The sequence below is a fragment of the Salipiger abyssi genome, from assembly GCF_017311415.1.
GTDB classification, from domain to species: domain Bacteria; phylum Pseudomonadota; class Alphaproteobacteria; order Rhodobacterales; family Rhodobacteraceae; genus Salipiger; species Salipiger abyssi_A.
Genome location: NZ_JAEKIS010000010.1, coordinates 21325 through 36300, shown reverse-complemented (window position 1 = coordinate 36300; position 14976 = coordinate 21325). Strand labels below are relative to the sequence as shown.

General features: G+C 68.0%; 14 protein-coding genes. 6 read left to right on the top strand and 8 right to left on the bottom strand.

The window, feature by feature from the left end:
• The first annotated feature begins 32 nt into the window (after positions 1-32).
• The 6 genes from dapF to I6N89_RS14715 all read left to right on the top strand — a co-directional run bounded on the left by dapF (position 33) and on the right by I6N89_RS14715 (position 4528).
• Positions 33-863 (top strand): diaminopimelate epimerase, encoded by an 831-nt coding sequence (gene dapF, locus I6N89_RS14740; protein ID WP_207019192.1) that lies wholly within the window; start codon positions 33-35, stop codon positions 861-863.
• On the top strand, positions 860-2113 hold the full coding sequence (mtaB, locus tag I6N89_RS14735; protein ID WP_207019191.1) for a tRNA (N(6)-L-threonylcarbamoyladenosine(37)-C(2))-methylthiotransferase MtaB: 1254 nt from the start codon (positions 860-862) through the stop codon (positions 2111-2113). Before dapF ends, mtaB begins: the two co-directional genes overlap by 4 nt.
• Positions 2110-2637, top strand: coding sequence for a chloramphenicol phosphotransferase CPT family protein (locus I6N89_RS14730; RefSeq protein ID WP_207019190.1), 528 nt, complete (start codon positions 2110-2112; stop codon positions 2635-2637). The genes mtaB and I6N89_RS14730 overlap by 4 nt, the downstream gene beginning before the upstream one ends.
• A gap of 31 nt (positions 2638-2668) precedes the next feature.
• Positions 2669-3289: an FMN-binding negative transcriptional regulator gene (locus I6N89_RS14725; protein WP_207019189.1), complete on the top strand. Its 621-nt coding sequence runs from the start codon at positions 2669-2671 to the stop codon at positions 3287-3289.
• A 134-nt stretch (positions 3290-3423) separates the two neighbouring features.
• Complete coding sequence (locus I6N89_RS14720; RefSeq protein ID WP_207019188.1) at positions 3424-4116, top strand: CDP-alcohol phosphatidyltransferase family protein; 693 nt, start codon at positions 3424-3426, stop codon at positions 4114-4116.
• 49 nt (positions 4117-4165) lie between these two features.
• The gene (locus I6N89_RS14715; RefSeq protein ID WP_236016654.1) at positions 4166-4528 is read left to right on the top strand and encodes an ABC transporter permease subunit; all 363 of its coding nucleotides are present in this window, start codon (positions 4166-4168) and stop codon (positions 4526-4528) included.
• Positions 4529-4536: 8 nt separating this feature from the next.
• Here the strand turns inward: I6N89_RS14715 and I6N89_RS14710 are convergent, their stop codons facing one another.
• The 8 genes from I6N89_RS14710 to I6N89_RS14675 form a co-directional block, all read right to left on the bottom strand.
• Positions 4537-5769 (bottom strand): efflux RND transporter periplasmic adaptor subunit, encoded by a 1233-nt coding sequence (locus tag I6N89_RS14710; protein WP_207019187.1) that lies wholly within the window; start codon positions 5767-5769, stop codon positions 4537-4539.
• A 4-nt stretch (positions 5770-5773) separates the two neighbouring features.
• Positions 5774-8134 (bottom strand): ABC transporter permease, encoded by a 2361-nt coding sequence (locus I6N89_RS14705; protein ID WP_328805882.1) that lies wholly within the window; start codon positions 8132-8134, stop codon positions 5774-5776.
• Positions 8131-8838, bottom strand: a complete 708-nt coding sequence (locus tag I6N89_RS14700; RefSeq protein WP_076701220.1) for an ABC transporter ATP-binding protein — start codon at positions 8836-8838, stop codon at positions 8131-8133. The genes I6N89_RS14705 and I6N89_RS14700 overlap by 4 nt, the downstream gene beginning before the upstream one ends.
• Positions 8839-8897: 59 nt before the next feature.
• Positions 8898-9122, bottom strand: coding sequence for a formate dehydrogenase subunit delta (locus tag I6N89_RS14695; protein WP_207019185.1), 225 nt, complete (start codon positions 9120-9122; stop codon positions 8898-8900).
• On the bottom strand, positions 9112-9933 hold the full coding sequence (gene fdhD / locus I6N89_RS14690; protein ID WP_207019184.1) for a formate dehydrogenase accessory sulfurtransferase FdhD: 822 nt from the start codon (positions 9931-9933) through the stop codon (positions 9112-9114). Before fdhD ends, I6N89_RS14695 begins: the two co-directional genes overlap by 11 nt.
• 3 nt (positions 9934-9936) lie before the next feature.
• On the bottom strand, positions 9937-12858 hold the full coding sequence (fdhF, locus tag I6N89_RS14685; RefSeq protein ID WP_207019183.1) for a formate dehydrogenase subunit alpha: 2922 nt from the start codon (positions 12856-12858) through the stop codon (positions 9937-9939).
• 97 nt (positions 12859-12955) lie between these two features.
• Positions 12956-14476 carry a formate dehydrogenase beta subunit gene (locus I6N89_RS14680; RefSeq protein WP_207019182.1) on the bottom strand — a complete coding sequence of 507 codons (1521 nt, stop codon included), beginning with the start codon at positions 14474-14476 and terminating at the stop codon, positions 12956-12958.
• Positions 14473-14940, bottom strand: coding sequence for a formate dehydrogenase subunit gamma (locus tag I6N89_RS14675; protein WP_207019181.1), 468 nt, complete (start codon positions 14938-14940; stop codon positions 14473-14475). Before I6N89_RS14675 ends, I6N89_RS14680 begins: the two co-directional genes overlap by 4 nt.
• Positions 14941-14976: the final 36 nt, after the last annotated feature.

Sequence of the window (14976 nt, the reverse complement as noted above, 5' to 3'; positions counted from 1 at the left end):
AAGGCTCTCGCAACGGGCGTATATGCCCGCCCATGGAACGTGCCCCGGATACGCTGCCCTTCATGAAAATGCATGGGCTCGGCAACGACTTTGTCGTGCTAGACGGGCGTGTCCGGAACATCGAAGTTACCCCTGCGCTCGCCCGCGCCATCGCCGACCGGCATCGCGGGGTGGGCTTCGATCAGCTCGCCCTGGTCGAGCGCGGTGAAGGCGATGCGCGACTGACCTTCTACAATGCCGACGGCTCCACTGCCGGCGCCTGCGGCAATGCCACCCGCTGCATCGCACGCTTCCTGATGGATGAGACCGGGCGCGATCGGCTGGAGCTGGTCACCGAGCGCGGCACGCTGCTGGCGGAGGAGGCCGGTGACGGGCTGACCTCTGTGAATATGGGCCAGCCGCAACTGCGCTGGGACGAGATTCCGCTGGCCCGCGAGATGGACACGCTGGAGCTGCCCATTGAGGGCGCGCCGACCGCCACCGGCATGGGCAACCCGCATTGCACCTTCTTTGTCGAAGATGCCGAGGCGGTGGATCTGGACGCCTTCGGGCCGGTACATGAGCATCACCCGCTCTACCCCGAACGCACCAATGTGCAGGTCGCGAGCCTCATCGGCCCGGACCACCTGCGCATGCGCGTCTGGGAGCGCGGCGTGGGCGTGACCCTGGCCTCGGGCTCATCGTCCTGCGCCACCGCCGTGGCCGCCGCCCGCAGGGGGCTCACGGGTCGCAAGGTGATCGTCGAGCTCGATGGCGGCACATTGCAGATCGACTGGCGTGAGGATGGGGTCTGGATGACCGGCGGCACGGCGCATGTTTTCGACGGCGTGTTCTCGCGCGCCTGGCTGGAGGCGGTGCAATGAGCGCGCCGAAATTCACCACGCTGGGCTGCCGGCTCAACGCCTACGAGACCGAGGCGATGAAGGCGCTGGCCGAAGAGGCCGGCGTCGGCGACGCGGTTGTGATCAATACCTGCGCGGTGACTGCGGAGGCGGTGCGCAAGGCGCGGCAGGAGATCAGGCGGCTGCGGCGTGAAAACCCGGACGCCCGCGTCATCGTCACCGGCTGCGCGGCGCAGATCGACCCCGACAGCTTTGCGCAGATGGACGAGGTCGACGCGGTCATCGGCAACAGCGAAAAGATGGCGCCTGCGACCTGGGCCGGGCTGTCGAACGGCTTTATCGGCGAGACCGAGCGCGTGCAGGTCAACGACATCATGTCGGTGACCGAGACGGCGGGGCATCTGATCGACGGGTTCGGCACAAGGAGCCGCGCCTATGTGCAGGTGCAGAACGGCTGCGACCACCGCTGTACCTTCTGCATCATCCCCTATGGCCGGGGCAATTCCCGCTCGGTGCCCGCCGGCGTCGTGGTTGACCAGATCAAGCGGCTGTTGCAGCAGGGCTATAACGAGGTGGTGCTGACCGGGGTCGACCTGACCTCCTGGGGCGCCGATCTGCCGGGCACGCCGCGCCTCGGCGATCTGGTCATGCGGATCCTGAAGCTCACCGATGTGCCGCGTCTGCGGATCTCGTCGATCGACAGCATCGAGGCGGACGAGAACCTGATGATGGCCATCGCCACCGAGCCACGCCTGATGCCGCATCTGCACCTGAGCCTGCAACATGGCGACGACCTGATTCTCAAGCGCATGAAGCGCCGCCACCTGCGCGACGACGCTATCCGCTTCTGCGAGGAGGCACGGCGGCTGCGGCCCGAGATGACCTTTGGCGCCGATATCATCGCGGGCTTCCCGACCGAGACCGAGGCGCATTTCGACAATTCGCTGAAGCTGGTCGAGGAGTGCGACCTGACCTGGCTGCATGTCTTCCCCTATTCCTCGCGCCCCGGCACGCCGGCTGCGAAGATCCCCAACAAGGTGGACGGTGCGACGATCAAGGCGCGTGCCGCCCGGCTGCGCGCCGCCGGAGAGGCCGCCGTGGCGCGGCATCTGGCGGCACAGCAGGGCAAGACCCACCGGATTCTCATGGAAGCGCCGGATATGGGTCGCACCGAGCAATTCACCGAGGTGACGCTGACCGCGCCGCAGACCGAGGGCAGTATCGTCACCGCCACGATCACCGGCCAGACCGGCCAGCGTCTGGTGGCATGAGCCGGATTGTCCTGCTGCACGGGGCATCGAGCAGCGGCAAGACAACTCTCGGAAAGGCCCTGCAAGCCCGCGCGCCATCGCCCTTTCTGCGGTTGTCCTTCGACACCTATCGCGACGGCGGCGCGCTGCCGCCCGCCGCGCGCGGGGACTGGCCACAGATCCGGGAGGCGGTGTTCGAGGGGCTGCACCGCAGCTTTGCCGCCTTTGCCGAGAGCGGCTGCGATCTGATCGTCGAGCATATTCTCGACACGCCCGGCTGGCACGAGAGGTTGCAGGAGCTTCTGTCAGGTCAGGATCTGCTCTTCGTCGGGCTGTTTACACCAGTGGAGGAGCTGTCCCGGCGCGAGGCCGCGCGCGGTGACCGCCAGCGGGGCAGTGCTATCGAGGATGCCGCGCGCATCCATGCCGGGCTGCGCTACGATCTCGAACTCGACGGCAGCGCAGCGCCCGAAGAGAATGCGGACCAGATCCTTGCGGCGATGGCCCGACCCGTCCAATCTCGCTCGGCGTTCTTTTCCAGCTAGTTCCAGCTCTCCCGACAACCGAGAGGCCAAAATGCATCCCAATCCGATCTTTCGCCGCACCGAGGAAGCCGAGAGCCTGCGGCTTGTCCGCGAACGGGCATTCGGTACGCTGGCCGTCTCGACCGAGGGCGCGCCGCTGCTGAGCCATGTGCCCATTCTGCTCTCCGAGGATGGCAGCTACGCGGATCTGCATCTGGTCCGCTCCAACCCGATCACCCGCGTGGCCCGTGACGGTCTGGCAGCGCGGCTCGCCGTGGGCGGGCCCGACGGCTATGTCTCGCCGGACTGGTACGGGATGGGCCCCGAACAGGTGCCGACCTGGAACTATGTCGCCGTGCATCTGACCGGGCGGCTCGTGCCGCTGCCGCAGGAGGCGCTTGAGCAGCTGCTGGCGGCGCAATCCGCCGCCTATGAGGCCCGGCTGCCCAAGGCGCCCTGGACCATGGACAAGCTATCGGAGGAGGCCAAGGGCAAGCTGATGCGCATGATCCTGCCCTTCCGGCTGGAAATCGAGCAGGTCGACAGCACCTGGAAGCTGAGCCAGAACAAGCCCGACGAGGCACGGCAGGCCGCCGGCGCGGCGCTGGAAACCGGCTTCGGCCAGGAGCTGGCGGCGCTCGCCGCGCTCATGCGGACCCCGCCCCGGACCTGATCCGGGGCCTCCTGCCCGGGAATCCTCGCTGAGGCCCCGGATCAGGTCCGGGGCGGGGGATACCCAGTCGGTCCAGAGAACAAAATCCGCAGGTTCGGTTTGCGGTCAGCCTCCGGATACGGCATGACACGGTGATGACACGCGCGTCGCAAGCCCTGCTCGTTCACCTTTTTACCGCCACCGGAGCGGTCTTTGCCATGCTCGCGCTGCTGGCCGCGGCGCAGGAGCAATGGTCGGTGATGTTCCTCTGGCTGGTGGTCGCCTTCTTCGTCGATGGGCTCGACGGGCCGCTGGCGCGGAAATACGACGTAAAGACCAACGCCCCGCGCTTTGACGGCGTCGTGCTCGACCTGATCATCGACTACCTGACCTATGTGTTCATCCCGGCCTTTGCGCTGTTTCATTCCGGGCTGCTGCCGGGCTGGACCGGCTGGCTGGCGATCATCCTCATCACCTTCGCCAGCGCACTCTATTTCGCTGACAGCCGGATGAAGACCGCCGACAATTCCTTTCACGGCTTCCCGGGCTGCTGGAACATGCTGGTGCTGGTGCTCTTTGCCATCCAGCCGAATTTCTGGGTGATCCTGTCGCTGGTCGCCCTCCTGGCGGTGGCGATGTTCCTGCCGCTGAAATTCATCCACCCGGTGCGGACCGAGCGCTGGCGTGCGATCTCTCTGCCCATCGCGCTGGCCTGGACCTTTTTCGCCGGCTGGGCGGCCTGGGTGGATTTCCATCCCGAAAGCTGGGCGCATTGGGGGCTGGTCGCGACTTCCATCTACCTGATCTTCGCTGGTGTCGCGCAGCAGATCCTTCCGCAGCGCGGCTGAGGGGCGCCGCGCCTGCGTCAGATCTGGTTCAGCGCGGGGGCGGCCTGTATTGCATAGCGGCCACCGGCAGCGTGCGTCCGCGCAGCTGGCCAAGCGGCTTCCGGCTTCGCTGGAGCACACGCTCTTTGCGTTGGTGGTCTCCTGCGCGGTGGCAATCCCGCTCGGCGTGCCGGCGGCGACGCGGCCCGGAAGCTGGATCGATCATCTCTGCCGCCTGCTGGTCGCCGCCGGGACCAGTCTGCCGAGCTTCTTCACCGGGATCGTGCTGGTCTATGTGTTCTACGATCTGCTCGGAATCGCGTCCTCGCCGCTGGGTCGGGTGGCGTTCATCTATCGCGACCCGCGGCATCAGTTCAAAATGCCCACCGGCGCGGGGCGGCGTCGTGGACCTTCCGGCGATAGGAGAGGGTAAAGGCTCCCCTAGTCGATCTGGCGCGAGGCGATCCGTGTGCCATCGGTGAGCCCCGCGGCCGGGTAAAGAACGACGCTGTCGCCTTCGCCCAGGCCCGATGTGACCTGGGCCGACAGGCCATTGCCGGGTCCGAGCGTGACGGCAGTCTGCATCGCGCGACCACCCTGCGCCCGGAAGACCGCCCAGCCTGCGCCGTCACGGAACAGCGCGCTTTGCGGCACGCGCAGGGTGTCGGCCTCTTCCCAGACCACGATCCGTGTCACCACACGATAGCCATGGCCCAGCGTCGCGCGCGCCTCTTCCGGGCCGGAGAACCGCACGGTCACGTCGACCCGCTGCTCCTCAACCCCTAGCGCCGAGACCTTGGTCGCGCCCAGCGGCGCGATGCGGGTGACCTCGCCCTCCAGCGCCGTCTCGCCGCCCCAGTCGTCGATCATCACCCGGTCGCCGAGGCTCACCTGCACCGCATCCGAAGAGATCAGATCGACGATCACTTCCAGATCGCCGATCACGTCGCCCACTTCCAGCACCGCCGTGCCCGCCGGCAGGATGGTCTCGCTCTGTTGCAGCACCTGGAGGATGCGGCCCGAGACCGGCGAGACCAGCGGGATATCCGAGGCGTGATCGCCCGCCACCGCCGCTGCCAGGCCGATATCGTCGAAGCTGATGAGCTGCGCGCGGGCATTGGCCAGCTCCGCCTCGCGCATCGACACCGCCGCCCGCGCCGTTTCCAGCCGCGCCGTCGCGGCCCGCGCCTCGGAGCGCGAACGGTCGAGCGCGGCGGTGCTCACCGTGCCGCGCCGGGCCAGCGTCTGGTCGCGCTCGTATTGCGATTGTGTCAGCTCGGCATCGGCGGCGGCGACATTGACCTCGGCCTCCGCCACCTTGAGCGCCGCGCGCGCCGCATCGACCGCCGCCGAGGCCTGCTCGCGGGTGCGGATATCCAGCGCGTCGGGGTTGGTGGGGCGCATATGCGCCACCGCCTGGCCCTGGCTGACCGCATCGCCGGCCACCGCCCGCACGCGCAGCAGCCGGCCCGCGACGGGGGTGGAGACCACATAGACATCATGCACCTGCGTGCGCCCCTCCTCGTCGATGGTGACGGTCAGCGGGCCGCGTGTGACCGCGCCCAGATCGACCAGCGTAGCGCGCGGCCAGAAGGCGGCCACCAGCGCGCCGCCCAGCAGCAGCGCGAGCAGGGTCCACAGGATCAGGCGGGTGCGGTTGCGGGTGTCTGCCATATCGTCAATCCCGTGTCTTGAGCGCCGTGACCAGATCGGCCCGGTCGACATCGCGTTTTACCAGAAGCCCGGAAATCGCCGCCCCCGCGATCACCACCAGCGCGGCATTGCCAAAGGTGGCGGGCTGGAAGACCACCGTAACGGTGTAAAGCTCCGAGGAATAGGCGGCGGCGAGGATATGCGCAAAGCCCGCGCCGAGCGCCGCGCCGAAGGGCAGGGCGAGCAGCGTCACCAGCCCCAGCTCGCCCAGCAGCACATAGGCCGCCTCGCCGCGCGAAAAGCCGATGACCCGCAGCGAGGCGAGATCGCGGGACCGCTCGGCCAATGCGATGCGGGCGGCGTTGTAGACGATGCCGAAGGTGATGATGAAGGCCACCGCCGACATGATAAAGCGCGACCAGCCCGCGCCCTCGTTCATCATCCGCTCGAAGGCCGCGCGGCTGTCCTGCTTGAGCGCCACACCCGCCACCGTGGGCAGCCCCTTGAGCCAGACATAGATCTCGTCCGCCCGCGCCTCGTCGAGCCGCAGCGCCACGCCGGTGATGCGCCCCGGCTCCCCCAGCGCCGCGTTGATCCCGTCGAGCGCCATATAGGCGGGCGCCCCCATCACCGTATCCGAGATCCCCAGCACCGGCAGCTCCAGCACCGGCTGCGCGCCCTCGCGCACCTCGGCAAGCAGGGTCTGGCCGGTCTCCAGCTTCAGCTTGGCGGCAAGCGCGCTGCTCAGGACAAGCCCCTCGCGGCGCATGTGGATCGGCTCCAGATCCGGGGTCAGCGCGCGGTTCAGCACCGGGCTTTCCGGCAGGCCGGTGATGCTGCCGCGATGGGTCTGCCGCCCGTTGCTGAGGATCACCGCCACGTCGCGCCGGCCCTCTACCCGCTCGATGCCGGGATGACTGGCCAGCTCGAACAGCACCTTGTCCGAGACCGCATGGGTGAAGGTCACGGCGGCCTCGGAGCGGTCCATCACCTCGAAATTCAACGCGATGGCGTGGTTGAAACTGCTCTGGATGGTGATCATCCCCACCGACAGCGCCATGCCGAAAGTGATGCCGACGATGGCGCCCGCCATGCGGAACGGCGTGCGGGTGAAGCGGCGCAGCACCATGCGGCTGGGCTGGTCGAGCCAGCGCGTCAGCCCGCGCCAGCGCCCGGCGCGGGAATAGTCGGCAGGGGCGGGCGGGCGCATCGCCTCCGCCGGGTCGAGCGCAAAGATCCGCCGCAGCACGATGGCACCTCCCGCTGTCGCCGCCAGCACGCTGACCGCGATGCCGATGGCAAAAGACGCCGGATCGAGCCGGAAGACGAGGAAGGGGAACTTGAAGAAATTCAGGTAGAGCTGCACCATGGCCCGCCCGGCCAGAATGCCGAAGAGACAGCCCATCAGCGCGCCCAGCAGGGCGATGGCCAGCACCAGCTTCAGGTAATGCCCGCCAATCTCGCCCGACCGGTAACCGAAGGCCTTCAGGAGCCCGATCTCCTCGCGCTCGGCCTGTACCATACGGGCGATCACGATGTTCAGCAGGAAGGCCGCGACGGCCATGAAGATCGGCGGGATCGAGGCGGCGCTGTCGCGCAGCCCGTCGATTTCCTCCGAGACGAAGCGGTTGGAGAACATATCCTCGCGCCCATAGGCGCCGGTGGAGCCGTAAGGTTCCAGCACCCGGTCCACCGCATCGGTCACCGGCTGTTCGCCCGCGCCGCGCGCCAGCCCGATCAGCAGCTCGTTAAAGGCGCCGTCCATGTCGAAGGCCGCCGCCATCGCGGCGGGCGACAGCCAGAGCACGCCGAAGCGGGCGTCGTCTGGGATGCCCTCGCCGGGGGCGGCGCTGTAGAGGAATTCCGGCGCGCGGGCGAGCCCGGTGATGCGGAAGCTGTGCCGCGCGCCGTTCATCGTGGCCTCCAGCGTATCGCCGGGGCGAAGCCCGTGCGCGGCGGCGAAACTGTCGAGCAGCACCGCCTCTTCGGGTTTGTCGCGTTCGAAAAGCCGCCCGGCCTCCAGCCGGATCGCGTTCAGCGCCGGATCGCCGTCATAGGGCAGGGAGAGCGCCTGCGCCTGCACCGGCACCGCGCGGTCGGGCAGGTCGATGAGCGCCGCGCCGCTGACCCGGCCCTCCACCGCCTGCACCCCCGGCAGCGCGGCGATCCGGTGCAAGAGGTGATCGGGCGCGCGCACCACCGAGGCCGCGAGATCCGCCAGCCGGTAGCGCTCGTAATAGCTGCGGCGGGTTTCGTCGAGCGAGGTCACCAGCCCCGACATCATCACCTGCATCATCACGCCAAGCGCCATGACCACGGCAATGGCCAGCGCCTGGCCCTTCATCCGCCACAGGTCGCGGGTGAGCTTGCGGTCGAGCGGGCTCACCACTCGATCTCCTCGGCGGGCAGCTTGTGGCTGTTGCGCTCCTGCGACCGGATCGCGCCATCGGCAAAGCGGATCACCCGGTCGGCCATGGCGGCGGTGGCGGCGGCATGGGTGACGATCAGCACCGTGGTGCCCAGCGTCTGGTTGAGATGCTGAAGCACCCCCAGCACCTCGCGCCCGGTGGTGCTGTCGAGCGCGCCGGTGGGCTCGTCGCAAAGCAGCACATCCGGCTTTTTCGCCACCGCGCGGGCAATGGCGACGCGCTGCTGTTCGCCGCCCGACATCTGGCTCGGGAAATGCCCGAGCCGCTCCTCCAGCCCCACCAGTGCCAGCGCCTCGGCGGGGGTCATCGGGTCGCGGGCGATCTCGGTCACCAGCTCGACATTCTCCTCCGCCGTGAGCGAGGGCATGAGGTTGTAGAACTGGAAGATGAAGCCCAGATGATCGCGCCGGTAGCGGGTGAGCTGCCGGTCGGTCATCGCCGTCAGCTCGCGGTCGCGGAACCAGGCGCGCCCGGTGCTGGGCCGGTCGAGCCCGCCGAGGATATTGAGCAGGGTGGATTTGCCGCTGCCCGAGGGGCCGAGCAGCACCACGATCTCACCGGCAGGCAGATCGAGATCGACCCCGCGCAGCGCATGAACTGCCGAGGCGCCCTCGCCATAGGTGCGCGTCAGTCCCTCTGCCCGATAGGCGCTCTCTGCCATGGACCTCCCTCCATGGCCGCAACCCTAAAGCGTTTTTGCGACGCTTGTCTTGCGCAGGATCAAGCTTTTTCGGAGGGCGCGTGGATATGCGCCGCCGCCGCAGCGGCCAGCGGATGCAGCCCCTCGCCGCCCTGCGCCACGTAATCGAGATACTGTGCCCGCATGCGCGGTTCCCAGAAATCGTTGATATGGGCGGCCACATCCTCGGCGCCGGTGTCGCCGGGCTGGGTGGCAAAGAAGGTGGCGATCTGGTTGGCCATCATGACCATCTTTTCAGGCGACATGCGTCTCTCCATCGACGATCCGCTCGGGCGCGGCGTAAAGGTCGAACCCGCCGGAGCGGGCAAAGGCGGCAAGCGTGAGCCCCGCCTCCTCGGCCATCCGCAGCGCCAGCGCGGTGGGGGCCGAAACGGCGATCAGGATCGGACAGCGCGCCAGAACGGCTTTCTGCACCATATCGACCGACACCCGGCTGGTCAGCACAAAGGCGCCCTCGGCCGGGTCCATATCCTGCCGCGCCATGGCGCCGATCAGCTTGTCGAGCGCATTGTGCCGCCCGACATCCTCGCGCGCCAGAACGATGCCCTTGCCGGGCCGCAGGAACCCCGCCGCATGTACCGCGCGGGTCTGGTCGTGCAGCGGCTGGTGGGCGCGCAGCGCGTCGGTCGCGCGCGCAACCTCGGCGCGGGTGAGGCTCGGCCCGCCCTCGGGCAGCGGCGGCAGGGCGCGCAGCGCCTGATCGAGCGAGTCGATGCCGCAAAGCCCGCAGCCGGTCGGCCCCAGGAGGCTGCGCTGCCGCTCCTTCAGCGCGGCGCCCCGGTCCTCATGCAGCCAGAACCGCGCCTCGATGCCCTGCGGATGGGTCACCGCCTCGAACTCGGCCACCTCGCGCGGATGTGCGATGATGCCCTCGCTCAGCGCAAAGCCATAGGCGAAATCGGCGATGTCGCCGGGGGTCGCCATCATCACCGCCTGCGTGGTGCCGTCGAAGACCAGCGCCACCGGCACCTCTTCGGGCAGCGAGCGCACGACAGAGCGCGTGCCCTCGCGATGCACGGCGAGGCCGGGGCGGCTGTGGCTCTGGCGCGGCGCCATGGCTTACTCCGCCGCCGGCAGGATTCGCCGCGCGCGCTCGGCCTGCGCGGCATAGTCTTCCTGCCAGTCCGACGGCCCGTTGGAGGGCGCGACCTGCACCGCCGTCACCTTGTATTCCGGGCAGTTGGTGGCCCAGTCCGAGAAATCGGTGGTGACCACATTGGCCTGCGTGTCCGGGTGGTGGAAGGTGGTATAGACCACGCCGGGCGACACCCGGTCGGTGATCTTGGCGCGCAGCGTCGTCTCGCCCGAGCGGCTGGCGAGCTTCACCCAGTCGCCCTCCTTCAGCCCGCGGTTCTCGGCATCGTGCGGGTGGATCTCCAGCAGATCCTGCTCGTGCCAGACGCTGTTCGCGGTGCGCCGTGTCTGCGCGCCGACATTGTACTGCGACAGGATGCGCCCGGTGGTCAGCAGCAGCGGGAAGCGCGGGCCGGTCTTTTCATCCGTTGCCACATATTCGGTGACGATGAACCGCCCCTTGCCGCGCACGAACCCGTCCACATGCATGAGCGGCGTGCCCTCGGGATGCTCTTCGTTGCAGGGCCACTGCACCGAGCCCTTCTCCTCCAGCAGATCGTAGGTCACCCCGGCAAAGCTCGGCGTGGTGGCCGCGATCTCGGCCATGATCTGTTCGGGGTGGGTATAGGCCCAGCCGGCGCCCATGGCATTGGCGAGCAATTGAGTGACTTCCCAATCCTCATAGCCGTTCTTCGGCGCCATGACCTTGCGCACGCGGTTGATGCGGCGCTCGGCATTGGTGAAGGTGCCGTTCTTCTCCAGGAAGGACGAGCCGGGCAGGAAGACATGCGCGTAATTCGCCGTCTCGTTCAGGAAGAGGTCATGCACGATGACGCAGTCCATTGCCGCCAGCCCCGCCGCCACATGCTTGGTGTCCGGGTCCGATTGCAGGATGTCCTCACCCTGGCAGTAGAGCCCCCGGAAGGTCCCGTCCACGGCGGCATCCAGCATGTTCGGGATGCGCAGCCCCGGCTCCGGGTCGATCGGCACGCCCCAGGCGTCTTCAAAGACCTTGCGCACCTCGGGCAGCTTCACATGGCGATAGCCCGGCAGCTCATGCGGGAAGGAGCCCATGTCGCAGGAGCCCTGCACGTTGTTCTGCCCGCGCAGCGGGTTCACGCCCACACCCTCGCGGCCGATATTGCCGGTCATCATGGCGAGGTTGGCGAGCCCCATGACCGTGGTCGAGCCCTGCGAATGCTCGGTCACGCCCAGCCCGTAATAGATCGCCCCGTTGCCGCCCTGCGCATAAAGCCGCGCTGCCGCGCGCAGCTCCTGCGCGTTCACGCCGGTGAGCAGCGCGGTGCTTTCGGGCGCGTGGCGCTTTTCGGAGACGAACTCCGCATAGGCCATGAACTCGTCCCAGTCGCAGCGCGCGCGGATGAACGCCTCGTCATAGAGCTTCTCGGTCACGATCACATGCGCCAGCGCGGTCACCACGGCCACATTGGTGCCCGGCGTCAGCGCCAGGTGATGCGACGCCGCGATATGCGCCGATTTCACCAGGTCGATGCGGCGCGGGTCGATCACGATTAGCTTGGCGCCCTGACGCAGCCGTTTCTTCAGCCGTGAGGCAAAGACCGGGTGGCCGTCGGTCGGGTTGGCGCCGATCACCACCGCCACATCCACCTGCTCGACCGAGTCGAAATCCTGCGTGCCGGCGGAGGTGCCATAGGTCTGGCCCAGCCCGTAGCCTGTGGGCGAATGGCAGACCCGGGCGCAGGTATCGGTGTTGTTGTTCATGAACACCGCGCGGGTGAGCTTCTGCACCAGATAGGTTTCCTCATTGGTGCAGCGGCTGGAGGTGATCACGCCGACGCTCTTGCGCCCGTGCTTCTCCTGAATGGCTTTCAGACGGCCCGCGGCAAAGGACAGCGCCTCTTCCCAGCTCACCTCGCGCCACGGATCCTCGATGCGGTCGCGGATCATCGGGTTGAGGATGCGGTCGGGATGCTCGGCATAGCCATAGGCAAAGCGGCCCTTGACGCAGCTATGCCCCCGGTTCGCCTTGCCGTGCTTCCAAGGCGTCATGCGCACCAGCTCGTCGCCGTTCAGCTCCGCCTTGAAGGAACAGCCGACGCCGCAATAGGCGCAGGTGGTCACCAGCTCGCGATCCGGCGTGCCGAGCTCGGCGACGCTCTTCTCCTGAAGCGTCGCGGTCGGGCAGGCCTGCACGCAGGCGCCGCAGCTCACGCAGTCGGAGCTCAGGAAATCGTCCCCCGCCATGCCTGCCGAGACGCGGCTCTCGAACCCGCGCCCTTGAATCGTCAGCGCAAAGGTGCCCTGCACCTCCTCGCAGGCCCGCACACAGCGCGAGCAGACGATGCATTTGCTGGGATCGTAAGTGAAATAGGGGTTGCTCTGATCCTTCGCGATATAGCGCGGATTGGCCTCGCCCTCGGGCATCCGCAGCCGCGCCTCGGATTGCGAGCGCGCGCCGCTGCCCGACGGGTCGAAATGGTTGTCGCCCGGCGTGTAGCGCACGTCGCGCAGCCCCACCATGCCGGCCATGTCCTGCAATTCGCAATCGCCATTGGCGGCGCAGGTCAGGCAGTCCAGCGGGTGGTCGGAGACGTAGAGCTCCATCACCCCCTTGCGGATCTTCTTCACCTTCGAGGATTGCGTATGCACCACCATGCCCGCATGCACCGGTGTGGTGCAGGAGGCCGGCGTGCCGCGCCGCCCCTCGATCTCGACCACGCAGAGCCGGCAGGAGCCGAAAGCGTCGAGACTGTCGGTGGCGCAGAGCTTCGGCACCGCGATGCCCGCCTCCGCCGCCGCGCGCATCACCGAGGTGCCGGCGGGCACCGTCACGTCGATGCCGTCGATGGTCAGATGCACGGGCTTGCCGCTTTTCGCGGGCGTGCCCATATCCCGGTCGTCCCAGGGAATGATGAAATCTTTCATCTTTCGTCCTCCCGCAGTTTCCATTGGCTCAAAATATCCCGGGGGTCCGGGGGCAGAGCCCCCGGCGAGTCGTCTCGCGTCAGCGAGGCGAAACCGCTCATTCCGCCGCTTCCTTCACCGCGCCGAACTCTTCGGGGAAGAGCCGCAGCGCCGACATCACCGGGTAGGGGGTAAAGCCGCCAAGCGCGCAGAGCGATCCGTCCTGCATGGTCTCGCAGAGATCGGTCAGCAGCGGGATCGCCGCTGCGTCGCCCGCCGCGATCCGGTCCAGCGTCTCGACGCCGCGCACCGCGCCGATCCGGCACGGCGTGCATTTCCCGCAGCTCTCCACCGCGCAGAATTCCATGGCAAAGCGCGCCATCCCCAGCATGTCGGCGCTGTCGTCGAACACCACCAGCCCGGCATGGCCAATGAGCGCGCCCTGGCCGTCGAATTCCTCGTAGCCGAAGGGCGTGTCGAACTGATCGGGGCTCAGATAGGCGCCCAGCGGCCCGCCCACCTGCACCGCCTTGACCGCGCGGCCCGAGGCGGTGCCGCCGCCCAGATCCTCGACAATCGCGCCCAGCTTCATGCCGAAGGCGGTTTCGAACAGCCCGCCATGGCGCACATTGCCGGCGATCTGCAACGGGATCGTGCCTTTCGAGCGGCCCAGCCCGAAATTCGCGTAATGCTCGGCGCCCTTCTCGAAAATCACCGGCACGGTGGCCAGCGAGATCACGTTGTTCACCACGGTGGGCTTGCCGAAGGCGCCTTCCAGCGCCGGCAGCGGCGGCTTGGCGCGCACCACGCCGCGCTTGCCCTCTAGCGAGTTCAGCAGCGAGGTCTCCTCGCCGCAGACATAGGCGCCCGCGCCCACGCGGACCTCCATGTCATAGGCCTTGCCCGAGCCCAGCACATCCGTCCCCAGAACCCCGGCGTCGCGGGCGATCTCGATGGCGCGGCTGAGCACCGCGATGGCATCGGGATATTCCGAGCGCAGATAGACATAGCCCATGGTCGCGCCGACACCGATCCCGGCGATGGCCATGCCCTCGATCAGGCAGAACGGGTCGCCCTCGATGATCATGCGGTCGGCAAAGGTGCCGCTGTCGCCCTCATCGGCGTTGCAGACGATGTATTTGCGGTCCGCATGCGCCATGCGCACCGTGTCCCACTTGATCCCCGTCGGGAAGCCCGCGCCGCCGCGCCCGCGCAGGCCCGAGAGCTTGACCTCATCGGTGATCTCTTCGCCGCTCATGGTCAGCGCCCGGCGCAGCCCGGCAAGGCCGCCATTGGCCTCGTACTCCGCCAGCGACAGCGGGTCGGTCACGCCGCAGCGGGCGAATGTGAGGCGCGTCTGGCGCTTCATCCAGTCGAGCTCTTCGGTGAGACCCAGCGCCTTGGGATGGGTCTCCTCGAAGAGCGCCGGCACATCGGCGGGGCTCATCGGGCCAAAGGCCATGCGGCCGGCCTCGGTTTCCACCTCGACCAGCGGCTCCAGCCAGATCATGCCGCGCGTGCCGTTGCGGGCGATCTCGACCTCCACACCGCGTTTTTCGGCTTCGGCGCGGATCGCCTCGGCGACCTCATCCGCACCCAGCGCCTTGGCGGCGCTGTCCATGGGCACCCAGATCTTCATGCCGCGCCCTCCAGTTCCGCAGAGAGCCGCGCCGCGTCGGCCCGGCCGATCAGCTTGCCGTCCACCATTGCTGCCGGTGCGCAGGCGCAGAGCCCCAGGCAATAGACCGGCTCGACCGTCACCGACCCGTCCGGTGTGGTGCCGCCCCAGTCCAGCCCCAGCTTGTCCAGCACCGCCTGGCTGAGCGCATTGGCACCCATCGACTGGCAGGCCTCGGCGCGGCAGATCTTGACCACATGCCGCCCGGTGGGGGCCTTGCGGAAATCGTGGTAGAAGGACATCACCCCGTGCACCTCGGCGCGCGTCAGGTTGAGCGCCTCGGCGATCAGCGGCAGCGCCATTTCGGGCACATGGTCATAGGTGTGCTGGATCGCGTGCAGGATCGGCAGCAGAGGCCCTTCGCGGTGCAGCTCGGCGTCGATCAGGGCGCGGACCTCGTCCGGCGTGGGGTTTGAGTGGCGCATGCGGGCTTCTCTCCCAGAAATGTGCCCCTTTGTGCC